The 26255-nt window shown below is 60.8% G+C and carries 25 protein-coding genes and 2 pseudogenes; 14 read left to right on the forward strand and 13 right to left on the reverse strand.

The genetic code is table 11. The features are described from left to right. Positions 1–124: 124 nt before the first annotated feature. Positions 125–685, reverse strand: coding sequence for a nucleotidyltransferase family protein (locus HU735_RS03660; protein ID WP_186712449.1), 561 nt, complete (start codon positions 683–685; stop codon positions 125–127). Between the two features lie 825 nt (positions 686–1510). Between HU735_RS03660 and HU735_RS03665 the strand changes: the two genes are divergently transcribed. Then, positions 1511–1945: an NUDIX domain-containing protein gene (locus HU735_RS03665; protein WP_186712450.1), complete on the forward strand. Its 435-nt coding sequence runs from the start codon at positions 1511–1513 to the stop codon at positions 1943–1945. A 52-nt stretch (positions 1946–1997) separates the two neighbouring features. Here HU735_RS03665 and HU735_RS03670 read toward each other — a convergent pair whose 3' ends face one another. The 3 genes from HU735_RS03670 to HU735_RS03680 form a co-directional block, all read right to left on the reverse strand. Beyond that, positions 1998–2600 (reverse strand): histidine phosphatase family protein, encoded by a 603-nt coding sequence (locus HU735_RS03670; RefSeq protein ID WP_186712451.1) that lies wholly within the window; start codon positions 2598–2600, stop codon positions 1998–2000. A 134-nt stretch (positions 2601–2734) separates the two neighbouring features. Continuing rightward, positions 2735–3244 carry a GrpB family protein gene (locus tag HU735_RS03675; protein ID WP_186712452.1) on the reverse strand — a complete coding sequence of 170 codons (510 nt, stop codon included), beginning with the start codon at positions 3242–3244 and terminating at the stop codon, positions 2735–2737. Positions 3245–3323: 79 nt separating this feature from the next. Beyond that, the gene (locus tag HU735_RS03680) at positions 3324–3866 is read right to left on the reverse strand and encodes an AAA family ATPase (protein WP_186712453.1); all 543 of its coding nucleotides are present in this window, start codon (positions 3864–3866) and stop codon (positions 3324–3326) included. Between the two features lie 136 nt (positions 3867–4002). On the opposite strand from HU735_RS03680, the gene HU735_RS03685 reads away from it, so the two are divergent. Together HU735_RS03685 and HU735_RS03690 are read left to right on the forward strand one after the other, a co-directional pair. Next, positions 4003–4725, forward strand: coding sequence for a CPBP family intramembrane glutamic endopeptidase (locus tag HU735_RS03685; protein WP_186712547.1), 723 nt, complete (start codon positions 4003–4005; stop codon positions 4723–4725). Between the two features lie 144 nt (positions 4726–4869). Further along, positions 4870–4962: pseudogene (locus HU735_RS03690) on the forward strand (integrase); the annotation flags it as partial. A gap of 110 nt (positions 4963–5072) precedes the next feature. Here the strand turns inward: HU735_RS03690 and HU735_RS03695 are convergent. Both HU735_RS03695 and HU735_RS03700 read right to left on the reverse strand, forming a co-directional pair. Beyond that, positions 5073–5447 carry a MerR family transcriptional regulator gene (locus HU735_RS03695; protein WP_186712548.1) on the reverse strand — a complete coding sequence of 125 codons (375 nt, stop codon included), beginning with the start codon at positions 5445–5447 and terminating at the stop codon, positions 5073–5075. Positions 5448–5519: 72 nt separating this feature from the next. Further along, positions 5520–6092, reverse strand: a pseudogene (locus HU735_RS03700) (NAD(P)H-dependent oxidoreductase). Between the two features lie 439 nt (positions 6093–6531). Between HU735_RS03700 and HU735_RS03705 the strand changes: the two are divergent. Continuing rightward, positions 6532–7068 (forward strand): hypothetical protein, encoded by a 537-nt coding sequence (locus tag HU735_RS03705; RefSeq protein ID WP_186712454.1) that lies wholly within the window; start codon positions 6532–6534, stop codon positions 7066–7068. A gap of 244 nt (positions 7069–7312) precedes the next feature. On the opposite strand, the gene HU735_RS03710 is transcribed toward HU735_RS03705, so the two are convergent. Both HU735_RS03710 and HU735_RS03715 read right to left on the reverse strand, forming a co-directional pair. After that, the gene (locus tag HU735_RS03710) at positions 7313–7915 is read right to left on the reverse strand and encodes a TetR/AcrR family transcriptional regulator (RefSeq protein ID WP_186712455.1); all 603 of its coding nucleotides are present in this window, start codon (positions 7913–7915) and stop codon (positions 7313–7315) included. A gap of 9 nt (positions 7916–7924) precedes the next feature. Next, positions 7925–8365, reverse strand: a complete 441-nt coding sequence (locus HU735_RS03715) for a MaoC family dehydratase (protein WP_186712456.1) — start codon at positions 8363–8365, stop codon at positions 7925–7927. 167 nt (positions 8366–8532) lie between these two features. Here HU735_RS03715 and HU735_RS03720 point away from each other — a divergent pair, with 167 nt between their 5' ends. The 6 genes from HU735_RS03720 (at position 8533) to HU735_RS03745 (ending at position 14216) form a co-directional block, all read left to right on the forward strand. Continuing rightward, complete coding sequence (locus HU735_RS03720) at positions 8533–8916, forward strand: tautomerase family protein (RefSeq protein ID WP_186712457.1); 384 nt, start codon at positions 8533–8535, stop codon at positions 8914–8916. Positions 8917–8992: 76 nt separating this feature from the next. Next, the gene (locus tag HU735_RS03725; protein ID WP_186712458.1) at positions 8993–9844 is read left to right on the forward strand and encodes an AraC family transcriptional regulator; all 852 of its coding nucleotides are present in this window, start codon (positions 8993–8995) and stop codon (positions 9842–9844) included. A gap of 49 nt (positions 9845–9893) precedes the next feature. Continuing rightward, entirely contained in the window at positions 9894–10301 is a 408-nt protein-coding gene (locus HU735_RS03730) for a DUF2000 domain-containing protein (protein WP_186712459.1), read from the forward strand. 119 nt (positions 10302–10420) lie between these two features. Next, entirely contained in the window at positions 10421–11038 is a 618-nt protein-coding gene (locus HU735_RS03735; RefSeq protein ID WP_186712460.1) for a LysE family translocator, read from the forward strand. 560 nt (positions 11039–11598) lie between these two features. Further along, positions 11599–13065 (forward strand): FAD-binding oxidoreductase, encoded by a 1467-nt coding sequence (locus HU735_RS03740; RefSeq protein ID WP_238349744.1) that lies wholly within the window; start codon positions 11599–11601, stop codon positions 13063–13065. A 113-nt stretch (positions 13066–13178) separates the two neighbouring features. Then, positions 13179–14216, forward strand: a complete 1038-nt coding sequence (locus tag HU735_RS03745) for a sensor domain-containing diguanylate cyclase (protein ID WP_186712550.1) — start codon at positions 13179–13181, stop codon at positions 14214–14216. A 31-nt stretch (positions 14217–14247) separates the two neighbouring features. Here HU735_RS03745 and HU735_RS03750 read toward each other — a convergent pair whose 3' ends face one another. Continuing rightward, a complete protein-coding gene (locus tag HU735_RS03750; protein WP_186712461.1) occupies positions 14248–15138 on the reverse strand; it encodes a serine hydrolase domain-containing protein in 891 nt (296 codons plus the stop codon). Between the two features lie 78 nt (positions 15139–15216). Beyond that, positions 15217–15618 carry a GFA family protein gene (locus HU735_RS03755; RefSeq protein WP_186712462.1) on the reverse strand — a complete coding sequence of 134 codons (402 nt, stop codon included), beginning with the start codon at positions 15616–15618 and terminating at the stop codon, positions 15217–15219. A 197-nt stretch (positions 15619–15815) separates the two neighbouring features. Between HU735_RS03755 and HU735_RS03760 the strand changes: the two genes are divergently transcribed. The 3 genes from HU735_RS03760 to HU735_RS03770 all read left to right on the forward strand — a co-directional run bounded on the left by HU735_RS03760 (position 15816) and on the right by HU735_RS03770 (position 19841). Then, entirely contained in the window at positions 15816–17042 is a 1227-nt protein-coding gene (locus HU735_RS03760) for an MFS transporter (RefSeq protein WP_186712463.1), read from the forward strand. 183 nt (positions 17043–17225) lie between these two features. Further along, positions 17226–18410 carry an outer membrane beta-barrel protein gene (locus HU735_RS03765; RefSeq protein ID WP_186712464.1) on the forward strand — a complete coding sequence of 395 codons (1185 nt, stop codon included), beginning with the start codon at positions 17226–17228 and terminating at the stop codon, positions 18408–18410. A 72-nt stretch (positions 18411–18482) separates the two neighbouring features. After that, the gene (locus HU735_RS03770) at positions 18483–19841 is read left to right on the forward strand and encodes a glutamine synthetase family protein (protein ID WP_186712551.1); all 1359 of its coding nucleotides are present in this window, start codon (positions 18483–18485) and stop codon (positions 19839–19841) included. Between the two features lie 12 nt (positions 19842–19853). Here HU735_RS03770 and HU735_RS03775 read toward each other — a convergent pair whose 3' ends face one another. After that, positions 19854–22691, reverse strand: coding sequence for an HD domain-containing phosphohydrolase (locus tag HU735_RS03775; protein WP_186712465.1), 2838 nt, complete (start codon positions 22689–22691; stop codon positions 19854–19856). Positions 22692–23238: 547 nt separating this feature from the next. On the opposite strand from HU735_RS03775, the gene HU735_RS03780 reads away from it, so the two are divergent. Then, positions 23239–24597 carry an 8-oxoguanine deaminase gene (locus tag HU735_RS03780; RefSeq protein ID WP_050706082.1) on the forward strand — a complete coding sequence of 453 codons (1359 nt, stop codon included), beginning with the start codon at positions 23239–23241 and terminating at the stop codon, positions 24595–24597. 5 nt (positions 24598–24602) lie between these two features. Here the strand turns inward: HU735_RS03780 and HU735_RS03785 are convergent, their stop codons facing one another. Both HU735_RS03785 and HU735_RS03790 read right to left on the reverse strand, forming a co-directional pair. Continuing rightward, a complete protein-coding gene (locus HU735_RS03785; protein ID WP_186712466.1) occupies positions 24603–25526 on the reverse strand; it encodes an ABC transporter substrate-binding protein in 924 nt (307 codons plus the stop codon). Next, complete coding sequence (locus tag HU735_RS03790) at positions 25519–26253, reverse strand: (2Fe-2S) ferredoxin domain-containing protein (protein ID WP_186712467.1); 735 nt, start codon at positions 26251–26253, stop codon at positions 25519–25521. The genes HU735_RS03785 and HU735_RS03790 overlap by 8 nt, the downstream gene beginning before the upstream one ends. Between the last annotated feature and the right edge of the window lie 2 nt (positions 26254–26255).

Here is a 26255-nt window from a genome sequence, read left to right on the forward strand (position 1 = left end):
GCTTTGAGTCTACAGGTGTCATTCGCAAGCGTCTGCCTCTGGCCGATTTCGGCCCTTCGTGAAGGGCAGCTTCGGGTCGAAAGCGGTCATCCACGACCGGCAGCTATCGACCCATTGCGGACGTTCATTCAACCAATTGAAGCCACGGCCAGCGCGCCTGATAGCTGGCAGCTTTCGCCCTGAATAAGTCTGGACACGGATTCAACTCGTTCATCCTGAGCCAGTTGTTCAAGAGGTCGTTCAGGCCATGGGTGCTGTAGAGCTTACCCGTACAAGCATCAACGCCTAGGCAGGTCGATCGAATCAGATAGCGGTCGATACCATCCGTTACCTTTTTCAGCGGTGGATAGGTGCCGCCGAACTTCCCTTCGTACCACAAATGCACGCGGGCCTGGTTGCGTATCTCGACGTTAACACCCAGGTGCGAGAACGCCTGATGAGCTTGGGCTATGACCCGGTTTTCCGCTTCCCAAGACAAGTCATCGTCGAAGTAGGCGATGTCATAGTCCTTGATACCCCACTCAGGAGGTTGTCCCGAGCGGTGATTCCAGAACGTTTGGAACAAAGCGCCTGCGGCCACCATGGAACCAGGGATGCCGAGCGTTGGGAGAATCTCCAATAGCTCTCGGTTTATTGGGTTATGACGGATGATCTCAAGTAGCTGCTCATCGGTGAGTGAATGCATGGGTACCGTCCTTGGTGGCGCTGCAGAGGGCTGAGCTTACCTGAACGACATCGAGACCAGTGAATAACCAGCAAAGCTCGATCGCCGCTCTTCACCAGCAGCAACTATGGGTCGATTGCAGCCGTTCACGACCTGCAGCTTTCAACCCATAGCGGACAGACTTTGGATCAGGGGTATGAATGAAGCGAGGGTGGAAGCCGCGACGCTACCTCAATCCAACAGCGGCTGATTTCTGCGGCAATGCTGCCAGCGCTCATAGGCGGGACAGGTCCTTCGCACACCTTGAGATGTTTCACCAGCCAATCGTCTGTCCATCCTGCCCACTCGCCTGCAACGCTTCGCAAGTTTGACTCAAGGACTGGGAAAACCTCTCCCCACAGAATGATCCGAATTTCTTCCGACGAGTATTGACTGTCTATGACAGCCTTCGCCACGTAGGTGAAAGTCCCGTGATCGATTTCGGTATCCAGGAACAGCTCGGAAAAGGCTTGCCAAACCTTCAGGCGTCTTTGGTCAATCATGCGCACGACCCTCTCACATGGACGTTACTCAGACGAGAGGGAGAATATCTGCAAAAGCTGTACATGGTCACTACTAGCGCCCCCTTCCGGCCGTTTGCTGCTCTCAGCGTAGGATCGCCATGGGTCGTTAGTGGTCAGTCGTGAACGGCAGCAATCGCCCTATTGCAGACGCTGAAGAAAGCAGCATAGGGCGCTCAGTTCGAGAACTGCTTCATAGAATTCCTTTTCATGCACTGATTCGCGGATATTAGCCCATGTAAATCCTTAGTATGATCAGCTTCTCGAGCTACTCATGGAGTGTGCAATGCTTCCCAACAAGGCTTGCCCGGTGGTGCTGTCGTCTTCGCTACCGATCAGGCTTCTCCTGTTTCGGCATCCCTTGGCGGGCACCCAACTGGTTAAAGGCACTATCGAGAACGGAGAGCTACCCAGCGAAGCTGCCTTGCGTGAGCTGACTGAGGAGTCCGGTATCACTGACGCTACGGTTGAGACAGACCTGGGGTGCTGGAACGCTGAACATCGAGATCAGATATGGTCGTTTCACCTTTGTCGATCAGGACGACACCTGCCTGAGCGCTGGGCTCATCAGACACTGGATGACCACGGCCACGTGTTCGAGTTTTTCTGGGCTCCGCTGGATGATCTTCCCTACACCGATTGCCACCCGGTGTTCCAGAGAGCGCTGACGTTTTTATTTCAAAGACTCAAGGAGTGGTCGTTAACAGCGATGAGCGACTGACCGCTTCCGATTCATAGCAGACCTTCTTAGGCCAAGGGTGCTAGCAACTACCTCAATCGCCCGGTGGTAGCGAGGCCTGCAGCGTCTTTAGGTCAGAGGTCGGGAGTACAAGGCTTTCCAAGGCCAACATGCTGCCGTTGGAGAGTTGCCAGTTGTAGAAGTCTGAAAAGTCATTCCTGGCCAACGCCCGGATAGTCTTCGCAACAAATCCGTGTGCTACAAGAAGAACACGCTTCGACGGATATCTCGACTCCAGGTCTACCAATCCGCCTCTGACCCGCTTCACAACATCAGCTATCGATTCTCCTCCGGTGGGCCCTACCCCCCATTGGCGCGTAATGTTTCGCGACCAAAGCTGCGGATATCGTTCCCTTGCGTCCGCCTGGGTCAACCCCTCGAAAACCCCAACATCACGCTCTCGAAAGCAGTCCATTGTCTGGGCCGGGAGCTTGAGCTTCTCGTTAAGAATACTGGCGGTTTCCATTGCTCGTAGACGAGGAGATACGACAAGCGTGTCCAGCTCATGGGGCAAACTCGCCCTTAGTTCTTGAGCTTGCTCACGCCCCCGCTCCGTGAGCGATGGGTCGAGCGATCCCAGGTAACGATGTTCGGCATTCGCCCAGGTTTCACCATGCCGTACGACATACAGGTCCATGAAATCCATCTCACCAGTGTAGAAGCGGCGGATTGTATCAACCTTGAAGTAGCTGGCGCGGATGATCTCGAACGTCCGCTATGGGTCGAAAGCAGTGGGCCTCGAATAATCGAAAGCCCTACTGGAGACCATCACTACCGCCTGATATCGCCCTCGAGCAGCGCCGCAAGGATAAACGGCCCCTTCTTCTCCAGATACTCAGCCATCCCCCCGGTATTGGTGGCCTCAAGCTCGATCTTGAGATCCTGGTATCGCTGCCTGAGGGAGGCGTCGGTCCTGAGCAGATCCCTGAACCTCAGCATCTGGATGACTGAAAGGTGTCCACGCCTGCAGATGTGGATCTTGTGGGTGCGCACCTCGCCAACATTTCGGCGGTAGAAATGGTGACCTTCCGACAGATCACTGCCGCGGACATACCCCAGGCTAAGCAACACCTCGTCTCGCGCGGCCTCATTGCGATGTTCTGAAACCTCGATCAGCACATCGATCTCGGGCTTAGCTGCAAGTTGCGGGACAGCCGTACTGCCTACATGGTGCATCGCCAGAAGCTCATCACCGAATGCCGAGACAAGCAGCGTTTTGTCCGCCTCGTACCGTTGCGGCCATTCAGGGGTGTAGGTCGTAATCTTGCTGGTCAGTGCCATGGGCCATCCTTGGACAGGTTAAACGTTCTGATGCGCCGTCACGGCAGGCGCCTGCCGCCAATCAAGCACAATCGAGTCTCTAGTGGCCTTGCGCAGCCTGATCAGGCTGCGCGCCCAGACTCGCCAGAAAAACCTCGGCATCCCGATTCGACCGCAAGTAGACCACGCGACACCCCGACGGCGCCGTCGCCACGAATCGCTTCATCGCCTCCCGAGACGAGGTTTTCGTTCGCCACATGAACCTGAAAAACTCCGGCAGGTTGGCCAGCAGTTCCGGGCAGTCGTCCGGCAGGTCGGGCCGAGAGCGACCGCGGTTCAGGGCCGTTCTGAGGAGCACGCGCCAGAATCGAAGCGGCGCCGAGCGATCGATCCAGATCAACATGTCAGCGCGGGCCAGCCGGTTGTTCCATGTGGTCGAGTGTCCGCCTTCGAAGATCCAGCGCTCACGGGCCTCGACCTCATGGCAAAGACGCGTCTTCTCGTCCCGGCTGCGCTCGACCCACCCTGGCTGCCAGTGAATCGTGTCGATATGCACGACCGGCAGCCCTGCGCGCTCACCCAGCTTGCGCGCCAGGGTACTTTTCCCAGACCCTGGCTGACCAATGATCATCACCCGTTGCATTGAAGCTCCCTGCCTGCTGAATTTTGGGCGCGCGATTTTACGGCAATCGCCGACATGGTCAACTGCAAGCACACACTCGAAGCAGTTTGGGCGCAGGTCCCGTATCCTGCACCCTGCCACTCTCACGGATGAAATGATGGTTCTCAACGCCCTCACGCCGCTGCTGGATTACCTACTGACTCTCTCTCCTGTCCTCGGCTTGTTCGCCGTCTGGTTCTGGGTCACGCCTAGCTCACTGACGGGTTTGCGCGTGGCAATTCTCTTGACCGCATTCATGTTCACACGGGACCTGATGACACCCTGCGGATTGTGGAGGGTTGGCGGTAAACCAGCACTCCAATTCCATGCCAATGTGTGGATTCTCGCGTTGCTTGGCGTGGCTTCAATACTGCTGATTACTTGCCTCGCGAGGCTGGCCCCAGCGCTCTGGCGACTGGTAACAGGGTTCAAAGGCAACCGCGCTTGCGGTCTTGCCATAGGAATGGCAGCAGGTTGTGCCATTGGTATACCGATAAGCATTTATCAAGGTATCGAATCGCCCCCTCTCCCCTGGATGCTGGGCTTTGTCTTTTTTGCTTTTGCTGGGAATGCGCTTGAGGAGGTACTGTTTCGAGGCATGCTGCAAGGACTGCTTGAGCGAGTGACATCAGCACAGCGAGCCGCACTGGGCAGTGCGATTGCGTTCAGCGCGTGTCACGCCTATCTGGCGTTTATCCTCACCCAAGTGGGATGGCCAATCATGCTGTTCACCCTGGTCGAGGGTCTGGTGTGCGCGCAGGTCCGATTGTGGTGGGGAACGGTTCCGGCCGTGGTCACCCATGGGACGGCGATAGCATTACTCGGTGCCCCGATGGGCTGAGCTCCAGCCACTCAAGGACGGCGCATCCACAATAGACCGTTTTCAACCACCGCCACCCCATCCGCTCCGGTTTTACCAGCCGCTCAGTCCAGCGGCGTTTACCCGGGAATCACGAATCTCATCAGTGCCAACGAGCGGCTGACTCTACAGGCCCGGATACATCAAGCCCATCGCCACAGCGAGGATTGTCTTTTTCCATGCCGGCTACACGCCTCAGCGCATCTCTCCACCCGGCAGTAGGCCCGAATCGTCAAAGCGGGGATGATGTTTTTACGCCCGCATTGACGGATCAAACCCGCTCCTGCGGCGCTCGCATTTAGATCGAAGCCAGCAATTCGCTTCGTAGCTTATGGCAGACGCTTAAGCCCGCACTGGTACTTGGCACCTGCAAGGCTTGCTTCAAACGCTTCGAGCCCTGCGTATATCTGCTGCAGCCCAGTGATTTGCCCCAGCACTTCGCGTTTCTTGTCGGCAATGGCCTTGCCCGCCAACTCCCACGGCAAATCAGCACCCTGCTGCCTCAGCAGAATGGCCTGCAGTTCTTTCAGCTTGAAACCCAACTGCTGCGCGCATTTGATGAACGTCAGCAACTCGACACTCTGCTGAGTGTAGACGCGGTACTGCCCCTGGCGCTCGGGCGGTGGCAGCAGGCCAATCGCTTCATAGTGGCGGATGGTCTTGACCGTGGTGCCCGACAGTTGGGCGGCTTTGCCGATATACATGAATGTCCTTTTCAAAAGGGTGCGGGGCATCATTGCATGGCGCCAGCGGTTCGGGAACCACATAGCCGCAGGTCAGCTGGCGAGGCCTCGTGCCAGTTCGAGCCAAGCTCCACGCCGCCGCGCGCTGGAGCCGAGCAGCGGCCCGAACATCAGAGTGCGCAGCGTTCTGATACCGCAGAATTGCAACGTGGTCTTGCGCACTTGGTGAAGGCCAGGCATGCGATACACCCAGCGGTAGTACCACGGCGGTGTATCCATCGTCACCAGCAGATGCGCTGTTCGCCCCTTGAGCAGTTGCTCGGGGAAAGCTTTGCCTGCCCTATACTGAAACGCGAAACCGGGCAGGAACACGCGGTCGAAAAAGCCTTTCATCAATGCAGGGATACCGCCCCACCAAATGGGGTAGATAAAGGCTAGGTGCTCGGACTAGGTGATGTCGGCCTGGGCCCTGAGCAGATCGGGTTCCAGTGGCTGCGCTTGCCGGTAGCCGCTGCGTAGTACCGGGTCAAAGCTCAAAGCATCAAGCCGTAACACCCTTACATCATGGCCGGCACTTCTGGCCGCCTCGACATAGCTCTCGGTCAGCGCTGCGCAGAAACTCTCGCTTGACGGGTGCCCCAGCACCACCAGTACTCGTTTGCTCATCATCACTTCATCCTGAACATGAAGCGTGCAGGGTAAAGCCTGACCATAACGGGAGAGTCAACTGCTCAGGCTGCTCTGGGGCCGTTACAGTGCGCGACATCCAGCGGCCAAAGCTAGAGATCCGCACCCATCGATCATGAAAAAACGGTTGGCCGAGTTACGAAAAGATTTTGACTTTCCAGCGCTAACGTCTCCTTGTAGAAGAGTGACAGCTCTTGGCCGGTTCCTGCCCTTGGTGAATGGCAGCTATGGGTCGAAAGCAGCCCTTCGTCACATCGTAGTTCTCCGCTCCCTGTCCCCCTGCTACCGGTAACGGCGCCTTGGGCATCTATCGTGCCAATCATTCTGTGGCGCATGGCTGTTGGCCATCATTTTGTTGGTAAGATCATTGTCCGGAGCCGCCTGCTGGAGGCGGTGTGCTTGAAATTCAGGAAGCTTTATGAAAAAAGTGCTGTTTGTTCTGTGTGTGCTCTCACTTACTGGCTGCGTCAGCCCGCCCGACACTGCCTTCACCCAGGCCACTCCAGGCTGCAAGGCTGCCACCGCCGAGGCCAATGGCAAGCCGGTTGCCACGCAGTTCTGCATCAAGACCGTCGCATTCAAACCTTCGCAGTATCGTGTGAAGGTCAACGACCAAGTACTGTTCTCCGGCACTGACTTCCAACGTGTCGCATTCACCAAAATCATCAAGGAAGGCCCAGCCAAAGGTGGCTGTGACGATCTAATCGAGTTACAGAGCGCGGGCTCGAAAACAGTGCTCTTGAACGAGCTGCCCTCCGAGTTGGTGGCCGGCTGCCGAATCAGGTCCGACGCAGCCGGTAACGCCCAGCCCTTCAGCAAGAGCGCCGCCTGTGACAAGGTGTTCTACACGTCGATGGCACCGTTGCTAGGCAAAGTGATGCCGGTCGAAGTCGCTCGTCAATGCAGCGTGTCGGTGGGCGGCCAAACGGTGTTCGACCAACGCTTCGATTTCTAACGTTTGCTCGGCCAACGCGACGACGTCCCCTTCCTTTTACAGCGCGCTCTACGGCGAACCGCGTATCGTTATGTTCAGCACTCGATACGGCACCTTGGGGCCTCCGTTATGCGGCCCCTTGGGTGCATGGTCAATCGTGGGATGGACTGTCTGCTTTGGGTCGAAAGCAGCCAGTCGCGATCGACCGCTATCGACCCAAAGCAGACGGTCACGTTAAACACAGCAGCGATTGGGCTGGCAGGATTTAATCTGGCTTCCGATGTCTTGTGGCCGCTTGGTTGATAGCAGCCTCCATCGCTTCAATCCATAGGCTTTGCCCTACCGATTGAGCCAGCAACCGCGCCCCAATCATGGCAGCAAAGATCACCAAACCTTCGCTGTCGACCTCTTTCGACTGGGCTGAATCGCCTTCATCAGCTCTCTCATCCAAGAACTTATCCAGTAGACGCTTTGCACCGGTCTCGTAAGCTTCGGCACCTAACTGACTCACCTCCCCAGTAGATACACCTGAGGCAAAGGCCAAAAGCGGACAACGATTCTTGGCAGAGCTGTTTCGAAGATATTGACGAACCAGAGAAGCTGCTCGGTTTTCAGCCGCTGCATCCGCTCGCTGGAACACATCATCCCAAGCTTCAACAGATTGCTCGAATGCCGTGGAGAACGCTTCGGTAATCAAGGCATCTTTAGAGTCGAAATGCTTGTAGAAACCGCCCACGGTCATGCCATTGGCGGCCATGATTTGAGCTACTGAGACGCCCTCGACGCCAGCCTCACGGAACATACGGGAGGCTGTCAGAACAATTTGCGCTCGGTTCTCTTTGGCTTTGGACTGCGATGAGCGTCCCACGGTGTCACCCTACTTTTTGAAGCACAAGATCTTGGTCACCATTCGTTGCAAGACCTCGTTCCTCTGATTGGAGGTGATGCATTCAACCACCACAATTCCCCGATCCGGTTTTGATCGAGACGGTGTGATGCTGAGAATTGTACTGGTAACGCTTAGCACGTCTCCAGGGCGTGTCGCTAGAGGCCACGCCATTTCTGCCCCTGCGCCAATTATGCCCCGCGCAAGCGGAAGGCTTGCGACCAGCAACCGCATCGTGATGCCTGCGGTCTGCCATCCACTTGCCGCAAGGCCCTGAAAGAACGTGTCCTTCGCAGCTTCGTGATCCAGATGAAAAGGTTGGGGATCAAATTCCTTCGCGTAGCGGACGATCTGCTCGGCATCCAAAGTGTAATGGTCACTGTGGAATACATCGCCCACGGTCAGATCTTCGAGATAGATGGGTTCTGCCATGGATGGCTCCGTTCGATAGGGAAAATGCGCTCGTTCGGTTCACGCTTTCTTGTCAAAATAGATTATGATCACTATCTTATTTTTGGCAAATCAAGTTTTTCCCTTTTCGTTTCCATCACCGCAGTCGCCACTGCCCACGCTTGTGGCAATCAGCAGGAGTCCAATCCATGCCGTTGGTTCGTATCGACATCAGAAAGCACACCGATCCAGAGCACATTCAGCTATTGGGCCGAATCGTGTACCAGGCTATGCGAGACGCGATTAGCATTCCCGAGCACGACAACTTTCAGGTACTCACCGAGCACGAAGGAACCCGCATGGTGAATGATCCGCAGTATCTGGGTATCCAGCGCTCGGACGGGCAGGTGTTCATCCAGATCACGCTCAACGAAGGCCGAACGACCGAGCAGAAGAAATTGCTCTACAAGGCCATCGCCACGAGTCTGAACGAGCAGGCGGAAGTACGCCTTGAAGACGTTTTCATCAGCTTGGTGGAGGTAAAAAGGGAGAATTGGTCGTTCGGCAACGGCATTGCTCAGTACGCTGAGTAACCCGCACCTCAATGGGGAGTAGAATTGCTGTCTGGGTCACAGGCCCTGCATCGATGACTGGAACATAGGTACGCACATGACTCATCCCTCCGATAGCCAGATCGGAAGTGACTGGATCAACATTCGCCGCGACAATGAGACGGGGATTGAGAGTGTGCACGCCCATTTCCAAGGTCATGCCTACGACCCTCATGACCATGATGAGATGTTGGTCGGTGTGACTCATCAAGGCGTACAGCGTTTCAGTTGCAATCGCTCGACGCATACCAGTACACCTGGCAGGTCAATGTTGATCGAGCCCGGAGCCTTGCATGACGGGTTCGCACCTGAGCCTGAGGGCTTCACCTACGGCATGCTTTACCTTCCTCAGCGGTGGGTGTCTGACATGACAGATCGCCTGGGTGTGGGAGATGCATCATCACTTGGCGCTACCTTCCACAATACGCTGACCGACGACGTACAGCTGCGGGATGTCATTCAACGTGCGTTTCTGGCTGTCCATCAACAAGAAGGCCGCCTGGCCAGAGATGAGAGCCTCGATAGCCTCATGGTGGCTCTCTCCAAGCACCTTCGACCATACCAATCGGACAAGTCTGAGTCTGCTCCGGTTATGGAAAGAGCCAGAGACTTCCTCCATGTGCTTATGGCAACTGATATCAGCCTGGATGAGCTTGCCAGCTATACCGGCATCGACCGCTTCAGGCTTACACGGCAGTTCAAGCGGACCTATGGCCAAACGCCGCATGCTTATCTGATCAGGCTCAGGCTACGCGCAGCTCGCGCATTACTGGCCGCGGGAAAGCCCGCAGCAGAGGTGGCCGCAGAAGTCGGCTTCTCTGATCAGAGCCATATGGGTGTGTGGTTCCGGCGCGCTTACCGCCTCACTCCGGCTGCTTATCAGCGGTTGTGCACAAATCTAACAGACTGAAGCCTGCCATCGACTCCATCATCACTGTTCAGTTTTGAAGGAGTACGCAATGTTCGACACCAAAGTAGCAATCCTCGTCCGCAACGACCTTGCCATGTGGCAGAGGATGAACGTTGTCGCGTTTCTAGCCACCGGTATTCCATCGGCTGCACCCGAGATCATGGGGAAGCCCTATGTGGATGCCAACGGCCACTGTTACGGAAATATGTCCGGCCAGCCCATGCTGATTTTCGAAGCCAGCCTTGAGGAAATCCAGAAGGCCCATCGTGTCGGGCTGGAGCGTGAATTGACCATGCTTCCCTATGTGTTCGCCATGTTCTCGACCGGCCATGACGAGGCGAACAGAGCTGTGTTCCTTGCCGAGGACCCAGCCAGCATGGACTTCGTCGGCATCGCTCTGCGGGGGCCAAAGAAAGCCGTCGACAAGGCAATCAAAGGTCTCTCGCTCCATAAATAATCCCTTAATGCATTCTGCGCTCAAGCAGCAACCCTAGTCGCGCACCGCGTAAGCCACGTTTCTTATCCTGAGTAGAACATGTACATCGCATCGACTTTTACCCGCCTTCAGGAGCCAGCATGAGTCTGTCAACGCTAATGGCATTCTGGGCCTTTTCACTGCTCTTCGTTTTCACTCCAGGCGCTGACTGGGCTTATGCGATATCAGCAGGCATTCGTAACCGAGGAATTGGAGCATCAGTGCTGGGATTGCTGGCGGGCTACGTGGTATTGACCATCTTGATCGCCGCAGGCGTAGGGGTCCTGGTCGCCAGCAATCCAATGGTGATGGCAATCCTCACCGTCGCGGGCGCTCTATATCTGGCATGGTTGGGTTGCTGCACGTTGCGCAATCCTCCTGTTCCTCATGCTGACGGTGAATCAGCAACCGATGGTAGTTGGATCACCTGGTTCCGACAGGGAGCACTTGTTAGCGGGTTGAACCCCAAGGCATTTATTTTCTTCTTGGCGTTTTTGCCACCTTGGACGTCGGAGTCGGCTGTCTGGGGCGTTCCAGCACAGATCCTAGCCTTGGGGCTGGTGTACACGGCGAGTTGCTCGGTTGTCTATTCAATGGTGGGCTTCGGGGCGAATAAAGCATTGAGTACCCGGCCAAGTGTCGCTCGACTCGTAGGTAGGATTTCTGGTGCTATCATGATTTGCCTAGCGGTGATGCTTGTGATGCGAGAGTTTTTTTGAGCGCGAGAAATGAGAATGAACTTGCAGATTCTAAGCAGATATTTCGTGCGCCCCGCCAAACAGAAGAGCGATATTTTCTTTCTAGTGCTAGCAGCAATGGTAGGGGCAGGAGCGGGCCTATTGATGACTGAAAAGATCTCAATCGCTGTCGGTATCCCTTTCTTCTTCTTTACCACGCTCATACTGCACTTCACGTGGCGGTCGCCAGTCAGTAATCGTACTGATGCCAGCTAGAAATTGGTGCGGGCGTGGATGTGCTGACGCAGGCCAAGAAGCCCCCCGACGACTTAACGCCGTTATGTACGAACGGCAGCTTTGGGTCGAAACCGGTCATCCACGACCGGCAGCTATCGGCCAATATGCAGTCATCCGTATAGGACTGAGAATGGCCAAAGTCGGGCAGCGGAAAAGATGACGGCAAAGCAGTGGCGTTAGGACTCTGGGACAAGTGCACACATTTGTGGTATTCCGGCCGGGCTCTGTAAAGACGCTGTACGGCCCTAGCCTGCTTTGAAGTCCGAAGGCGCATCTTATTTTTGATTAACCGCGAGGGAGCGCAATTGATCGACAGTACACAACAGCATGCCGTTTCAGAATCGTCGCCTAATCTCACTCGGCGCCATCTACTCCAGGCTGGGATGGCCGGGATTGCCGTCAGTGTGCTTTCACCGTGGTCGTCATGGGCGGCACCATCGGGCGTCCTGGTGAACGATGTGACGATGCTCAATCCGATTTGGGTCAATCGTTTGCTCGCTCCTCGCACCACGGGCGAAATACAGCGGGCGCTCGCGATGTCGTCAGGCCCAGTCAGCATCGGTGGTGGCCGCTATAGCATGGGGGGGCAGATCGCTACCGAAAACAGCCTGCACCTCGACATGCGTCAGTTTGATCAGGTGATCCGATATTCGCCTGAGAGCAGAGTCATACGCGTGCAAACAGGGATGCGTTGGCGTGACCTGCAGTCGGTCATAGACCCGGACGACCTCTCGATAAAAATCATGCAGAGTTATGCCAACTTCACCGTCGGCGGATCGCTGTCAGTCAATGCTCATGGACGCTATGTCGGCGCAGGTCCGGTCATCAACTCTGTGCGTTCTCTGCAACTGGTACTTGCGGACGGTTCGGTAGTAGAAGCGTCCCGCAGCGCAAATTCCGACCTGTTCTACGCTGCTATCGGTGGCTATGGTGCGGTGGGGGTGATCACTGAGGTCGAACTGGACCTTGCGTCCAACATCACAATGGAACGTCAGGTACGCCGCATGCCAGTTGCTGATTACCCGCGTTTTTTCAATGAGCAAGTCCGCGAGAACGAACAGGCTATCCTGCATAATGCCGATTTGGCCCCCCCTTATTTCGACATGGCCACTTCCGTCACTTGGCGTGCCTCGGACAAAGCGTTGACCGTCGCAGAAAGGCTGGTGGCGCCGGGGCAGTCGTACAAGATCAACCAGACTGTCATGTGGAGTGTGACCAAGCTTCCCGGTGGCCCAATGATTCGCAAGGATGTGGTCGATCCACTGCGCTATCTCAATCAACCGGTCGTACGGCGCAACTACGAGGCCAGTGCGGATGTCGCTTCGCTTGGCCCCATTGCAACCCGAAACAGTACCTATGCGTTGCAAGAATATTTTGTGCCAGTGACACAGTTCAATGCGTTCGTAACGCAAATGGCCGCCATCCTTCAGGCGCACAGCGTTGACGCCGTCAATATCTCCATCCGACACGCTCCGGCCGCCCCGGACTCGTTGCTGTCCTGGGCACGCGAAGAAGTGTTTTCATTCGTGCTCTATTATTGGCAGCGCGTCGGGGTGGATGATCGCGAGGCCGTTGGCGTGTGGACACGCGAACTCATCAACGCTGCGCTGTTGCTTGGCGGCACCTACTATCTTCCCTACCAACTGCATGCAACGCAGGAACAGTTCTCAAGTGCCTACCCAAACGCGCGCCGTCTGTTAGCACTCAAAGCGCAAGTCGATCCAGGGGGGCGATTCCGGAACAAGCTCTGGGACAAGTACCAAACGGGATAACCCTTGGCGACTGATGGTTTCGACCTTATCCATTCAACTGTCTAGAGTAGATTCAGTCTCGGCGTCAAACCTTACCTTTGGGAGACGCTACCCCCATGGACTGGAGAAACGACATGCCGGCTTGTCCCATACCGACTGACGAAATGTTGCGCCAGCGTACCCTCGATGAAATGAATGTGCTGGATACACCGGCTGAGCATTACCTCGATACGCTGGTGCGGCTCACTCAAGAAGTGGCGCACGTGGATACCGTGCTGATCAGCCTGATTGATCATGATCGGCAATGGTTCAAGGCCAGGATCGGGCTAGACGTAAACGAGACCCCGCGCAATGTGTCCTTCTGCGGCTACGCCATTCTGGGTGAGGACACCCTGCTGGTGGCAGACGCCGAGTGCGATTCGCGATTCGCCGACAATCCGCTGGTACTTGGCGCACCCTACATCCGCTTCTACGCCGGTCACCCCTTGCGTGCCGGAAACGGCAAAGCGATCGGAACGTTATGCATGTTCGACCCTCGTCCACGCCTGCTAAGTGAGGCCCAGCAGGCCAACTTCAGAGACTTGGCCACGCTCGCAGAGGGTTATCTGCAACTGCGCAGCTTGATACAGACCAATCACGACTTACGCCTTGAAATGGACCGTGAGCAACGCAAGGCTTTGCTTGATCCGCTAACACAGCTATGGAACCGCGGCGCGTTGGCCGCCTTCCAGGATCGTGAACGCCGTTTGGCAAAAGAGAAAGGTCTGCAGTTGGGTACTCTGTATGCGGACCTTGACCACTTCAAGTCTGTAAACGACAAGTACGGTCATGCTGACGGTGACCAGGTGCTTTGCGAGTGTGCGCGTCGTCTGCGAGCTGCCCTTCGCCCGGAGGATTTGCTGGTACGCCAGGGCGGTGAGGAGTTCGTCGCATTGCTGCGGGTAAAGGACCGTGACGAGCTGGTGCGGATCGCGGAGCGCGTGCGCCTGATCGTTGGCAGCAGACCGATGCAACTCTCCAGCGGTCCGCTGAGGGTGAGCCTCAGTGTGGGATGTACTTTAGTTGCCGATAGCGAGCAGATCGATGATGCACTACGGCGCGCCGACAGCGCACTTTATGCAGCCAAACAGGGAGGGCGCGACCAAGTTGTCTATGCACCGCCGATCTTGTGAGAATCCAAGGCGGAACAAGTACCAGGCAGCCTCAGCGCACAGCCTCAAGCGCCTTGCGTATCTCCTGAGCGACCAGCGCCTCAATACGTCCCTCATCCGAGGCCGTCGAAAATACTGCGCAACACGCGACGGCCTCCCCAACCGCGCATCGATAGACCGCCACCACACTGCCGGGGCCACACCCGGTATGCCCGGCCAGCGTCAGGCCACCCTCGATCGTCCCGCGCATCAGGCCCAGGGCATACCCAGGCGCAATCCACGGTCGGCCAGTCATTGGCCCACCCAACACCTTTGTTGCCTGCATTTCCTGGAGCAGGTCGGCCGGAAGCAGTGTCCCGACGAGCAGACGCTCCAGGAAAAGGGCAGCCTGCGAAACAGGGCCGATCAACAATCCGTGATAGACCCAGCCAGGGTCGTAGTTCAACGAATGGCCGAGGTAATCCCCGTTCAGATCTGCGCGTTGGGTTGCCAAGCGAACCGCCGAGATACCAAGTGGAGCCAGGACTTGCTGCCTGATCGCCTCTTCAAGCGGCAGGCCTGTTGCACGTTCAATGAGCCTGGCGACCAGCATGTAGCCTACATTCGAATAGCGCCACCCCGCTCCAGGGTCATAGCGAAGCCGAGCACCATCCAGGCGCTGCATCATCTCGTCCACGGACCACGCGGTTTCATGATTGGCAACCGCCGCGTGGTACTCGGGAAGCTCGCCATAATCCGCGAGGCCCGCTTCGTGACGCAGTAGCTGACGCAAGGTGTACGCGGTTTCAGGAAGCGCGACATCCAGGGCGAGTCGTCGGTCGCGCACCAGAGTCAGGGCGGCCGCAGACAACACCGTCTTGGTGAAACTCCACCATGGCACACAGGGTTCGGCCTGGAGCGATGGCGTAATGAATCGACCGTTGGATAACGTGGAAATCAGCATCGAATACTCAAGCAGTCATGACAGGCCAGTAAGCAAGCGCAGAGGCAACAACATACCCCATTCCGGCGATGCAAGCCGTCAGTCGGCCTCGGGACAATTACTGGAAGGCGTATACCAGAGCACCGCAGAATCGATGTAAACGTGCTTTTGCTTGCGTGGCTGGAACGGTGTATCAAGTGTGCCCAGCGCGATAGAGATCCAGTCGGCGAACTCACCTTCGGATCGTGACCAGAACAACGTCGAGCCACACGCCCCGCAGAACTCGCGTAACACTGTCTGCGAAGAGGCGTAGGCCTTGATGCTGTCGGCCCCGCGAAGTACGCGAAGTGCGCTGCGCGGCACGCTGCCATATGACCCGAATGCAGCCCCGTGACCTTTGCGGCACTGGCTGCAGTGACAATGACTCACGGCCTTGGGTGGCGTGAGCAGCTCGTAGCTGATCGCTGCGCACAGGCAGCTTCCTTGGTATGCCTCTGTCATATGTCCTTCCGTGCAGGCCAAAACCTTGAGAGGGATGGCCAAACGCTCTACCCCAAGCCACCCATCGATCCCACTGATGATTACTATCAAGCCGCCCGCCTGTCGAGCTGCAAAATCCACCCCCTATAATCGCCTCCCCGTTTTCCCCTCGCTGCAGCGCCTGTCCCAGGCGACAGTCCCCTATGGAAGCCCGCACCATGCCAAGCCCCAACCCGTCCCCCCACAGCCCGCCCGAACACAGCCAGCAGAGCGTCCGTCAGCAGTGGCTGGCGATTCTCTCGGTCGCCGTGGGCGCCTTCGCCCTGGTGACCAGCGAGTTCCTGCCGGTGGGCGTGCTCAACGATGTCGCCGCCGACCTCGGCATCAGCGCAGGCCAGGCCGGCCTGATGGTGACCCTGCCCGGCATCATGGCGGCCCTGGCCGCGCCCTTGCTGTCGGTGGGCATCGGCGCCCTCGACCGACGCTACCTGCTGATCGCCCTGACGCTGATCATGATCGTCGCCAACGCCGTGGTGGCCTACGCCACCGACTTCGGCCTGCTGCTGTTCGGCCGGGTACTGCTGGGCATCAGCATCGGTGGCTTCTGGGCGACCGCGATCGCCCTGAGCGGCCGCCTGGCGCCCAAGGGCGTGGGCGTGGCCCAGGCCACCTCGATCATCATGGTCGGCGTGACCTTGGCCACCGTGCTCGGCGTGCCCGTCGGCACCTGGCTGAGCGGGCTGATGGGCTGGCGCATGACCTTCCTGGTCACCGCGCTGGTGGGCGTGCCGGTGCTGCTGGCGCAGGTCCTGCTGCTGCCGCGGCTCAACCCGGAGAAGGCCATCCGCATCAGCGACCTGCCGGCGTTGTTCGTCAACCCGCAGGCGCGGGTCGGCCTGATCGCGGTGTTGCTGATCGGCCTGGCGCACTTTGCCGCGTACACCTACGTCGCACCGTTCTTCAAGCTCAACGCCGGCTTCGACGGGCCGATGATCGGCTCGCTGTTGCTGCTCTACGGCGTGGCCGGGGTGCTGGGTAATGTCTTCGCCGGTTTCGCCGCCAACCAGAGCGTGCGCTACACCCTGATGCTGGTCGCCCTGATGATCGGCGTCGGCACCGCACTGTTCCCCTACTTCGCCACCAGCCTCACCGGCGCGGCGATGCTGATCGCACTCTGGGGATTCGCCTTCGGCGCCTTCCCGGCCTGCGCCAGCATCTGGATGTTCGTCGTAGCGCCCAAGGATGTGGAACGCGGCATGCCGCTGTTCGTCGCCATGTTCCAGGTGATCATCGCCCTGGGCTCGTTCTTCGGTGGACGGATCGTCGACCAGATGGGCAGCGCGGTACTGTTCAGTCTGGCCACGGCACTCGTGGGCTGCGGCTTTGTCACGGTGCTGGTGCTGGGGCGCAGCGTCAGCAATCGCCTGGCGGCCCAACCATCCTGAGCGATCGCTCCCACGCTGACGTTGTCTAGCCTGAGAAGCGCTTGTTGTTTCATGGAGCGGTGGCGGGCCGATTTTACCCGCCACGCTTTATCAACTCTTTACGCCGACGAGCCGCAAACCGACAGCAACTTGATACGCAACTCAATACCCTTTGCCAGGTCTTCGGAGTATCGAGAGTGCAACATGACGCTGTACGTAAAACCCCTGCTTCGCGCCATCCAGGCAAGCCTTGCAACACTGTTCGTCACCACCCCCGCACTGGCCGAGCCGCTGTCGGTCCCCGCCATTGCCAGCACCCTGCCTTCCAATCCCAACCCGTACGCGCTCGACGCCGGCCCCCTGGGCAAGGTGCACGTCAGCGGGCAACTGACCGGCCTCGGGATCTGGCAGAACCACGTGGTGGACGCCCCCGGCAACGGCAACGAAAGCTCGCGCGCCGACCTGAGTAACGCCCAGATCGAGTTGCAGACCAGCGAAGGGCCGCTGCAGTTCTACCTGCAGGCCGGGGCCTACGCGCTGCCGTCGCTGGGGAGTGCCTACATGAAATCGAGCAAGGCCGCCGACGAGCTCTACAGCAACCTGCCGGTGGCCTACCTCAAGGCGCCGCTGGGCGAGCGCTTCTCGATCATGGCCGGGGCCTTGCCCACGCTGATCGGCGCGGAGTCGACCTTCACCTTCCAGAACATCAACATCCAGCGCGGCCTGCTGTGGAACCAGGAGCCGGCAATCAGCCGCGGCCTGCAGCTCAACTATGCCCATGAGCTGGTCAGTGCCAGCGTTTCGGTCAACGACGGCTTCTATTCCGGCAAGTACAACTGGGTAAGCGGCTCGCTGGCCTACGCGCTGGATGCCCAGAACACCTTGACCGTCATCGGCGCGGGCAACTTCTCCAGCAATGACAAGTCCACGGTGGCCACGCCCACGGCGCAGAACAACAGCCAGGTCTACAACCTGATCTACACCCACAGCGACGGCGACTTCAGCCTCAGCCCCTACCTGCAATACACCCGCATCGAGCGCCAGCGCGACATCGGCATCGACGCCGCCGCCGAGAGCTATGGCGCCGCCGTGCTGGGCAAGTACAGCTTCGACGAGCACTGGGCCCTGGGCCTGCGCGCCGAGTACATCGACAGCCAGGGCGGCACCTGCGCGCAGGACGACTGCGCGCCGACCAACCTGCTCTACGGGCCGGGGTCCGGCGCCTGGTCGCTGACCGCCACGCCCACCTACCGCAGCGGCACGTTCTTCGCCCGCGGTGAGCTGGCCTACGTCAAGACGCTCGGTGGCGACGACGGCGCCGCGTTCGGTGGTCGCGGCGAGCAAAAGGATCAGGTCCGTGCCCTGGTCGAGACCGGCGTGATGTTCTAAGTGGCGAGCCAGCCCGGCGCTCATGTGCGGGCTGGCCTTCAGGATGAAACCATGTCCCCTTCCGAGGTTGGTATGAACACCCCCGCCGAACAAATGGCGCAACGGCTCAGGCAACAGGGCATCTGCGAGGTCGAATGCGTGGTCAGCGACTTTTCCGGCATCGTCCGCGGCAAGGTTGCCTCCCTCGACCGCTTCCTCGACGACGGCGGCATGCGCCTGCCGGAGAGTGTGCTGCTGCAGACGGTGACCGGCGACTTCGTCGACGACGAGGTCTTCTACGCGCTGCTGGACGAGGCCGGCATCGACATGCACTGCCGCCCCGCCGCCCATGCCGTCTACCGCCTGCCGTGGCTGGCGGAACCGACCGCCATGGTCATCCACGACAGCTTCGACCGGCACGGCCAGCCCATCGAGCTGTCGCCGCGCAACGTGCTCAAGCGCGTGCTGGCCCTGTACAGCGACAGTGGCTGGCAGCCGGTGGTGGCGCCGGAGCTGGAGTTCTACCTGACCAAGCGCAGCCATGACCCGGACTTGCCGCTGGAAGCGCCCGAAGGCCGCTCGGGCCGGGCGGAGACCAGTCGGCAGAGTTTCTCCATCGAAGCCACCCATGAATTCGCCCGGCTGTTCGAGGACGTCTACCACTGGTGCGCCGTCCAGGGCCTGGACCTGGACACGCTGGTCCACGAAAGCGGCCCTGCGCAGATGGAAGTCAACTTCCACCACGGCGACCCGCTGCGCCTGGCCGACCAGTTGATCGTCTTCAAGCGCACCTTGCGCGAAGCGGCGCTGCAGCACGGTATCAGCGCGACCTTCATGGCCAAGCCGATCGCCCATGAACCTGGCAGCTCGATGCACATCCACCAGAGCGTGCTGGACAGGGCCACCGGCGCCAACCTTTTCGCCAGCGCCCACGGCACTCCGAGCGATCGGCTGCTGCACTACATCGGCGGCCTGCAGAAGTACCTGCCCCAGGCACTGGCGCTGCTCGCCCCGAACGTGAATTCCTACCGCCGCTTCCTGCCCGACGCCTGTGCCCCGGTCAATGTCGAATGGGGCGAAGAAAACCGTACCGTGGGCCTGCGCGTGCCCACCGCGACAGCGGCCGCCCTGCGCGTGGAGAACCGCCTGCCCGGCGCCGATGCCAATCCCTACCTGGCCATGGCCGCCAGCCTGCTGTGCGGCTATCTCGGCCTGCTCGAACAGGCGGCGCCCAGCGCGCCCGTGCAGGGCCGCGCCTACGATCATGGCGGCTTGCGCCTGCCGGCCACGCTGGACGAATCGCTGACGCGGCTGGAGGGTTGCGAACTGCTTGGGGAGTACCTGGGCGACCGCTTCGTCCGTGGGTATGTGGCGGTCAAGCGCACCGAACTGTACAACTACCGACAGGTGATCAGCGCCTGGGAGCGTGAGCACCTGCTGCTGAGGGTCTGAGGCTTTGAGTACCTACAGCTGCGCCAGCCAATATTCCACATCCACCTCGTCGATCTGCTCGGGGCGCAGGAACTGCTCGGCATACTGGCGATACACGCCGGTGCTGAGGAACAGCCGCAGCAACTGCCCGTCGACATGGTTGTCCCGAGCCATCGACACCAGGATCTTCACCGACTCGGACAGGGACTTCGGCGCCTTGTACGGTCGGTCCGCCGCGGTCAGCGCCTCGAAGATGTCGGCGATCGCCATCACCCGCTCGGGGATGCCCAGCGCATCCTTGCCGAGCCTGCGCGGATAGCCGCTGCCGTCCATCTTCTCGTGATGGTTGCCGGCAATCGCCGGCACGCGCCGCAGCTGACGCGGGAACGGCAGCGCGCTGAGCATGATGATGGTCTGCACGATGTGCTCGTTGATCTTGAAGCGCTCCTCGTCGTTGAGGGTGCCACGGCGGATCGACAGGTTGTACAGCTCGCCGTGGTTGCTGGCATGGGCCGGCAGGCGCATGTCGAAACCCCAGTGGTTGCGCGGGTCGTCCTTGGCCACCGGTGGCTTGCGCGGCCCCCAGGGCACCTGGTGCTCGTCGCGGTCGGCAAGCAGCGGCTCCTCCACCGGCAAGGGCGCGACTGGCGTGTCGGAGAAGCGCGCGGCCTCGTCGCGGGAGATGCCCAGGCGGTTGTCGAAGTGCCGCAGCCAGCGGCGCTGGCCGATAAGGCGCAGGCGCTCGATGTCGGCCTCCTGCATGAACTCGCCGCCGATATTGGCGTGGGCGACGAAGGCAAATTCGTCCTGCAACTCGGCCCGGCACTGCTCCAGCGCCTGGCGCAGCAGCAACTCGTCATCACCGTTGGCCACGCCTTGCCAGTAGGCGATCTCGGCGTCGCGCCAGAGCACCTCGAAGCGCATGCGCACCTCATGCACACGGTTGTACAGGGTCTCGAGCTTGGTCGCCTTGTCCACCACGTACTCAGGGCTGGTGATCTTGCCGCAATCGTGCAGCCAGGCAGCCACGCGAAACTCGTAGCGCTCGGCCTCGTTCATGCTGAAGTCGGCATAGGGGCCGCTGTCGGCCTGCACGGCCTGGTCCAGGAGCATCTGCGCCAGCTGCGGCACGCGCTCGCAATGGCCGCCGGTATAGGGGCTCTTGGCGTCGATGGCGTCGGCCAGCAGCTTGATCATGGCGTCCAGCAGGCGCTGCTGGGCCTCGACCAGCTGGCGGGTCTCGATGGCCACGGCGGCGGCGCCGGACAGTTCCTCGACGAAGCGCCGGAACGCCTGCCCGGCGTGTTCGTCCTCCAGTTGCAGGACCAGGATGCCGAGGAGCGACTGGCCGCGGTCGTTGAGCACCACTGCCAGGCTGCGCCCCTGCAACGACAAGGCCTGGATCACGGCATTGGCGAGGTCTTGATGGTCGTGCTCATGTACCGCCAGCTCAGTCGGATAGTCCTGGGCCCGGCAGGCCGCGGCCAGGCGCAGGCGTGCGTTGTCGGCATCGTACAGGTACACCGCGCCAGCACTGGCGCTGGCAGCCGCCACCAGGTGGTTGAGCACGCCGTCAAGCATGCGCTCGAGCTGGGTCTCGCGGCTGAGCGTGAGGGTGATCGCCTGGAAGTTGCGGATGGTGCCGGACATGCGGCTCAACACCCGGCTCAGTTCACGCACCTCCGACACCCGCGAGAGCACACCCACCTCGCGGCTGAAATCAAAACCGGCCAGGCCCTGCACCTGCTCCGTGAGCCGGCGCAACGGGCGGCCGATGCGCCGGCCGAGCAAGCCGCCGAGCAACAGCAACACCGCCGCCAACGCGGCAGCCCAGAGCAGTTGCTCGAACAACACCTGGCGCGCGCCGGCCAGCAGCTCGTGGGCCGGCACGGCAATCAGCACCTGCAGGTCCTGCCCGGCCACGGTGGTCAGCGGCACGCGCATGCCATACCAGGTCTGCCCTTCAACCTGATACGGCTGTGGCCGGGTACCCTGGAGGGCATCGGCATGGATCCGTGCGAGGCTGGCAATGCCCAGTTCATCGATGCGCGACAGGCGCACGCCCTCGCCTTCGCGGACGATGACCCGCTGCAGGTCCGGATAGGCCACCACGCTGCCCTGGTCATCGACCACGGCGATCTCGGTGCCAGCCGTCATGCGCAGGTCGCGGCTCTCGCTGGCCAGGTCGGTGACCGAGACGTCCATGCCGATCACCGCCGCGCCATCGACGCTGCGCTGGGCCATGGTCAGGCCGATCTCGCGGGTGGTAAAGAACACATAAGGGCGGGTAAGCACGGTGGTGGACTGCGCAGAGGCTTCGACGAACCAGGGGCGCTGACGCGGATCGTAGCGGTAGTCCGGCTTGGGCTGGAGCAGCAGCAGGGTCATCGCCTGGTCGTAGAAACGCCATTCGCCATGCAACGCGCCGTCTTCGCCCAGGCTGACGGTCTGTACCAGGAACAGCGTGCCTGCCGGTGCCGCGAAACGCTGCAGCAACTGCGGATCACGCAGGCGGCGGACCAGCAGGAACTCGCCATTGGGGTAGCCGAGGTAGGCGGCGCTGAGCATGCGGTTGGCGCGCAGGCTCTCGACCAGTTGCGGTAGCCGCTCCAGGTGCTGCGCCATGGCCCCCGCAGAGGCATCGAAGGCCAGCAGGCGGATGCTGCTCTGCACCGGATCGACCAGGCGGCGGGCGCGCTCGTCGATGGTCCGACCGACCTGCTGGGCAGCGTCGCCTGCGGCCGCCACCAGGGTCTGGCGCACCCCCAGGTAGCCCTGCCAGGCCAGGGCCGCGCCCAGCGCCAGCATGCCCAGCATGATTGCCAGCGCCACCAGCCATTGCAGGGAGATACTCCGGCCACGGTTGTTCATGAATGCCTGCCCCGTGCAGACGCCAGCCTTGCCGCATGCTCCATCAACGCGCAGCCCATCCCAGGTACTCCCCGTGTGGCGATTTCCACAGTGTAATCAGCCCGTGCGAACCTGCCGGCCTGTGACAATGGCTGGTAGCGAGACAGTCGCATACTGGCGCAACGACATCAATCGCGCCTTTAATCATTGTGGGAGTGGTCCGTCCCGCAGTCGTCAGAATTGCGGCGAAAAACTCGTATACAAAAAAAAGAAATTCTGTTTACACTGCCTCGCGCCTACGACAACGGTCATCGCCGTTGCGTATTGCGACAGGCTAAAGCCATGCGACATCCGCTATCGCCCAACCTCCCCGGGCCCCCTTCTCGAATGCCGTGCGCCCTGAACGCCGCATCCGCTCTGCTGCCATCGATCCACACGCCCGATACGCCCTCGCCAGGGCCGACCCTGCGCGTGCGCGGTTCTGCTCCAGCCTTCGACGCCGGGCTTCGCCACGGCGCCTGACGCTTCCCTACAATCAGAAAACACACCCCAAGCGGGAGGGACACCCATGCCCAAGACACTACTGGTCAAGAACGCCGAACTGCTGGTGACCATGGACGGCGAGCGCCGCGAGATCAAACGCGGCGGCCTCTACATCGAAGACAATGTGATCAGACAGGTCGGCCCCAGCGATACCCTGCCGCAGCACGCCGACGTGATCCTCGACATGACCGGCAAGGTGGTCATCCCGGGCCTGGTCAACACCCACCACCACATGTACCAGAGCCTCACCCGCGTGGTGCCGGCGGCCCAGGACGGCGAGCTGTTCAACTGGCTGACCAACCTCTACCCGATCTGGGCGCGGCTGACCCCGGAGATGATCTCGGTATCGACCCAGACGGCCATGGCCGAGCTGATCCTCTCGGGCTGCACCACCTCCAGCGACCACCTGTACATCTACCCCAACGGCTGCAAGCTCGACGACAGCATCCACGCCGCCGAGGAGATCGGCATGCGTTTCCACGCCGCGCGCGGCAGCATGAGCGTCGGCCGTAGCCAGGGCGGCCTTCCGCCGGATTCGGTGGTGGAGAAGGAAAGCGACATCCTCAAGGAGTCGCAGCGCCTGATCGAGGACTACCACGATGCCAGCCACGGCTCGATGCTGCGCGTGGTGGTGGCGCCCTGCTCGCCGTTCTCGGTCAGCCGCGACCTGATGCGCGAGGCGGCGGTGCTGGCCCGCCAGTATGGCGTGTCGCTGCATACCCACCTGGCGGAGAACGTCAACGACATCGCCTACAGCCGCGAGAAGTTCGGCATGACCCCGGCCGAATACGCCGAGGACCTGGGCTGGGTCGGCCACGACGTGTGGCACGCCCACTGCGTGCAGCTCGACCAGCATGGCATCGAGCTGTTCGCCCGCACCGGCACCGGGGTCGCCCACTGCCCGTGCTCGAACATGCGCCTGGCCTCAGGCATCGCGCCGATCCGCAAGATGCGCGACCACGGCGTGCCGGTGGGCCTGGGGGTCGATGGTTCGGCGTCCAACGACGGCGCCAGCATGATCGGCGAAGTGCGCCAGGCGCTGCTGCTGCAACGGGTCGGTTTCGGGCCGGATGCGATGACCGCCCGCGAGGCGCTGGAGATCGCCACCCTGGGCGGCGCCAAGGTGCTCAACCGCAACGATATCGGCGCCCTCGCCCCGGGCATGGTCGCCGACTTCGTGGCCTTCGACCTCGGCCATGTGGCCTATGCCGGTGCCCTGCACGACCCGCTGGCGGCACTGGTGTTCTGCACCCCGACCCATGTCGACACCAGCGTGATCAACGGGCGCGTGGTGGTTCAGGGTGGGCGCATCACCACCGTCGACCTGCCGCGAGTGCTGGAGCGTCACAACCAGTTGGCACGGCAGTTGGTCATCGGCGAGTAGGCCAGCTATGGGACAGCTATTTCCCTGAGCCGCTGCGCTAGCTCCAGGGCCACCCGCCCGCTGGCCGGCGTCGGCACCAACTCAGTGAACGGGATATCGAGCATGCGGTTCTCGCGCACCGCCCGCAGGCTCGAGAGCACCGGGTCGCGGGTCAGCAGCTGACGCTTGCGGCTGGCCGGCGACCACAGGGCGTCGGCCAGCAGGATTACATCGGGGTCGCTGCTCAGCAGCGCCTCGCGGTTGACCGTCACGCGGTACTGGTCGAGCCCGGCGAGCACATTGCGCGCTCCGGCGGCAGCCAGCAACGGCGTGACGAAACCCCGCCCGCCTTCGCTGTCCAGCCCCCGGACCTCGCTGTCGAGGTAGAACACCGACAGCGGCTTGCCAGTGGGTGCGATCGCCCTGGCCCGCGCCAAGTCCGCCTCCATCGCCTCAATCAATGCCTGCGCCCGCGCCTGCCTGCCCAGCAGCTCGCCGAGGAAGGTCAGGTCACGCCGGACATGGGCGTAGTAATCCAGCGAATGACCGGCACAGGCCGACTCGAGCAGGTAGGTGGCGATCCCGTTGCCGGCCAGCCGGGTTCGCGAGCTGACCCCATCGCCGAAGGCCGAGGCGAATCCGCCAACCACCAGGTCCGGCCTTTGCGCGTACAGCACCTCGCTGGCCGGATACTCCCGGGCGATCACCGGCACGCCCTGGTAGCGGCCCTGCTTGTAGGCGGCGCCGTTGTCGTCCAGGTAGGCCACCCCGACCATCGATTGCCCGGCGCCAAGGGCGAGCAGCAGGTCGGCCGCGTGCTGGTTGAGCGCCACGATACGCGCAGGCGTCGCCGCGGGTCGTTGCCAGTCCTGCCCGCAGTTGCGAAAGCTGTCGGCCAGGGCCGGTGTGCCACAGCACAGGGCCAGCGACAGCAGCCAGGCTTTACGCATCGCATGTCCCTCCCTTGATCAGCAATCTTTCGGCGATCCTTCCACCCTCTAGATGCGTTTCCACCAATTCCTCCACCTCCCGATCATCACGTACCCGATACCAGCAGCCGTCCGGGTGCACCGTCAGCACTGGCCCCAGGTTGCAGGGGAACTGGCAACCGGTGCGGGTCAGCAGCACGCCGCCCGGCGTCTCGATCAGGTCACGCTCCAGCAACTGGCGGCGCAGGCGTTTCCACAATGGCAAGGCGCCACGCCGCACGCAGCGTGGGCCGGTGCACAGGAACACCTGGCGGGCATGCTCGGGCACCCGCGACCAGTCCGGGTCGCTGGCCACCGCGTTGACCTGGTCGCATGGCAGGTGACGGGCATGCTCGCCGATGCTGGCGCAAGCCGCCCGAGCATCCAGCCCGCGCCGACCCAGGGCCTGGGCCGTGACCCAGATACCGGCCCGGCCTTGCGCCAGGCGCCCCAGTTCATCGCGCAGCCAGTCTAGGTAGGCGCTGTCCGAGGTGGGTTCCAGATCCACCACCAGCAGACGTTCCATACCCTGGTCGAGCGCCTCGCGGATCACCGCCCACATCCCGTCGAAGCCCTCCAGGGTGTCGACAATATCCCGGCCTGAATCGTGGCCTCGAAGGTCGCGGACCTCGGCACCGAAGGCTTCGGCCGCCGAGCCGCCACCCAGGCCAGGGCCGACGAACAACACGCGCTGATACTCCATGCTCACGC

Source organism: Pseudomonas sp. BW16M2 (assembly GCF_014268865.1).
In the GTDB taxonomy this organism is placed as follows: domain Bacteria; phylum Pseudomonadota; class Gammaproteobacteria; order Pseudomonadales; family Pseudomonadaceae; genus Aquipseudomonas; species Aquipseudomonas peradeniyensis.

Excerpts from the sequence above, each read along its gene's own strand:
- HU735_RS03730 (WP_186712459.1), top strand. The coding sequence starts at position 9,894 with ATGTTCGACACCAAAGTAGCAATCCTCGTCCGCAACGACCTTGCCATG.
- HU735_RS03665 (WP_186712450.1), top strand. The coding sequence starts at position 1,511 with ATGCTTCCCAACAAGGCTTGCCCGGTGGTGCTGTCGTCTTCGCTACCG.
- HU735_RS03680 (WP_186712453.1), bottom strand. The coding sequence starts at position 3,866 with ATGCAACGGGTGATGATCATTGGTCAGCCAGGGTCTGGGAAAAGTACC.
- HU735_RS03675 (WP_186712452.1), bottom strand. The coding sequence starts at position 3,244 with ATGGCACTGACCAGCAAGATTACGACCTACACCCCTGAATGGCCGCAA.
- HU735_RS03720 (WP_186712457.1), top strand. The coding sequence starts at position 8,533 with ATGCCGTTGGTTCGTATCGACATCAGAAAGCACACCGATCCAGAGCAC.
- HU735_RS03670 (WP_186712451.1), bottom strand. The coding sequence starts at position 2,600 with ATGGACCTGTATGTCGTACGGCATGGTGAAACCTGGGCGAATGCCGAA.
- HU735_RS03685 (WP_186712547.1), top strand. The coding sequence starts at position 4,003 with ATGGTTCTCAACGCCCTCACGCCGCTGCTGGATTACCTACTGACTCTC.
- HU735_RS03705 (WP_186712454.1), top strand. The coding sequence starts at position 6,532 with ATGAAAAAAGTGCTGTTTGTTCTGTGTGTGCTCTCACTTACTGGCTGC.
- HU735_RS03660 (WP_186712449.1), bottom strand. The coding sequence starts at position 685 with ATGCATTCACTCACCGATGAGCAGCTACTTGAGATCATCCGTCATAAC.
- HU735_RS03770 (WP_186712551.1), top strand. The coding sequence starts at position 18,483 with ATGAACACCCCCGCCGAACAAATGGCGCAACGGCTCAGGCAACAGGGC.
- HU735_RS03715 (WP_186712456.1), bottom strand. The coding sequence starts at position 8,365 with ATGGCAGAACCCATCTATCTCGAAGATCTGACCGTGGGCGATGTATTC.
- HU735_RS03750 (WP_186712461.1), bottom strand. The coding sequence starts at position 15,138 with ATGCTGATTTCCACGTTATCCAACGGTCGATTCATTACGCCATCGCTC.
- HU735_RS03725 (WP_186712458.1), top strand. The coding sequence starts at position 8,993 with ATGACTCATCCCTCCGATAGCCAGATCGGAAGTGACTGGATCAACATT.
- HU735_RS03785 (WP_186712466.1), bottom strand. The coding sequence starts at position 25,526 with ATGCGTAAAGCCTGGCTGCTGTCGCTGGCCCTGTGCTGTGGCACACCG.
- HU735_RS03755 (WP_186712462.1), bottom strand. The coding sequence starts at position 15,618 with ATGACAGAGGCATACCAAGGAAGCTGCCTGTGCGCAGCGATCAGCTAC.
- HU735_RS03760 (WP_186712463.1), top strand. The coding sequence starts at position 15,816 with ATGCCAAGCCCCAACCCGTCCCCCCACAGCCCGCCCGAACACAGCCAG.
- HU735_RS03765 (WP_186712464.1), top strand. The coding sequence starts at position 17,226 with ATGACGCTGTACGTAAAACCCCTGCTTCGCGCCATCCAGGCAAGCCTT.
- HU735_RS03775 (WP_186712465.1), bottom strand. The coding sequence starts at position 22,691 with ATGAACAACCGTGGCCGGAGTATCTCCCTGCAATGGCTGGTGGCGCTG.
- HU735_RS03745 (WP_186712550.1), top strand. The coding sequence starts at position 13,179 with ATGCCGGCTTGTCCCATACCGACTGACGAAATGTTGCGCCAGCGTACC.
- HU735_RS03695 (WP_186712548.1), bottom strand. The coding sequence starts at position 5,447 with ATGTATATCGGCAAAGCCGCCCAACTGTCGGGCACCACGGTCAAGACC.
- HU735_RS03780 (WP_050706082.1), top strand. The coding sequence starts at position 23,239 with ATGCCCAAGACACTACTGGTCAAGAACGCCGAACTGCTGGTGACCATG.
- HU735_RS03735 (WP_186712460.1), top strand. The coding sequence starts at position 10,421 with ATGAGTCTGTCAACGCTAATGGCATTCTGGGCCTTTTCACTGCTCTTC.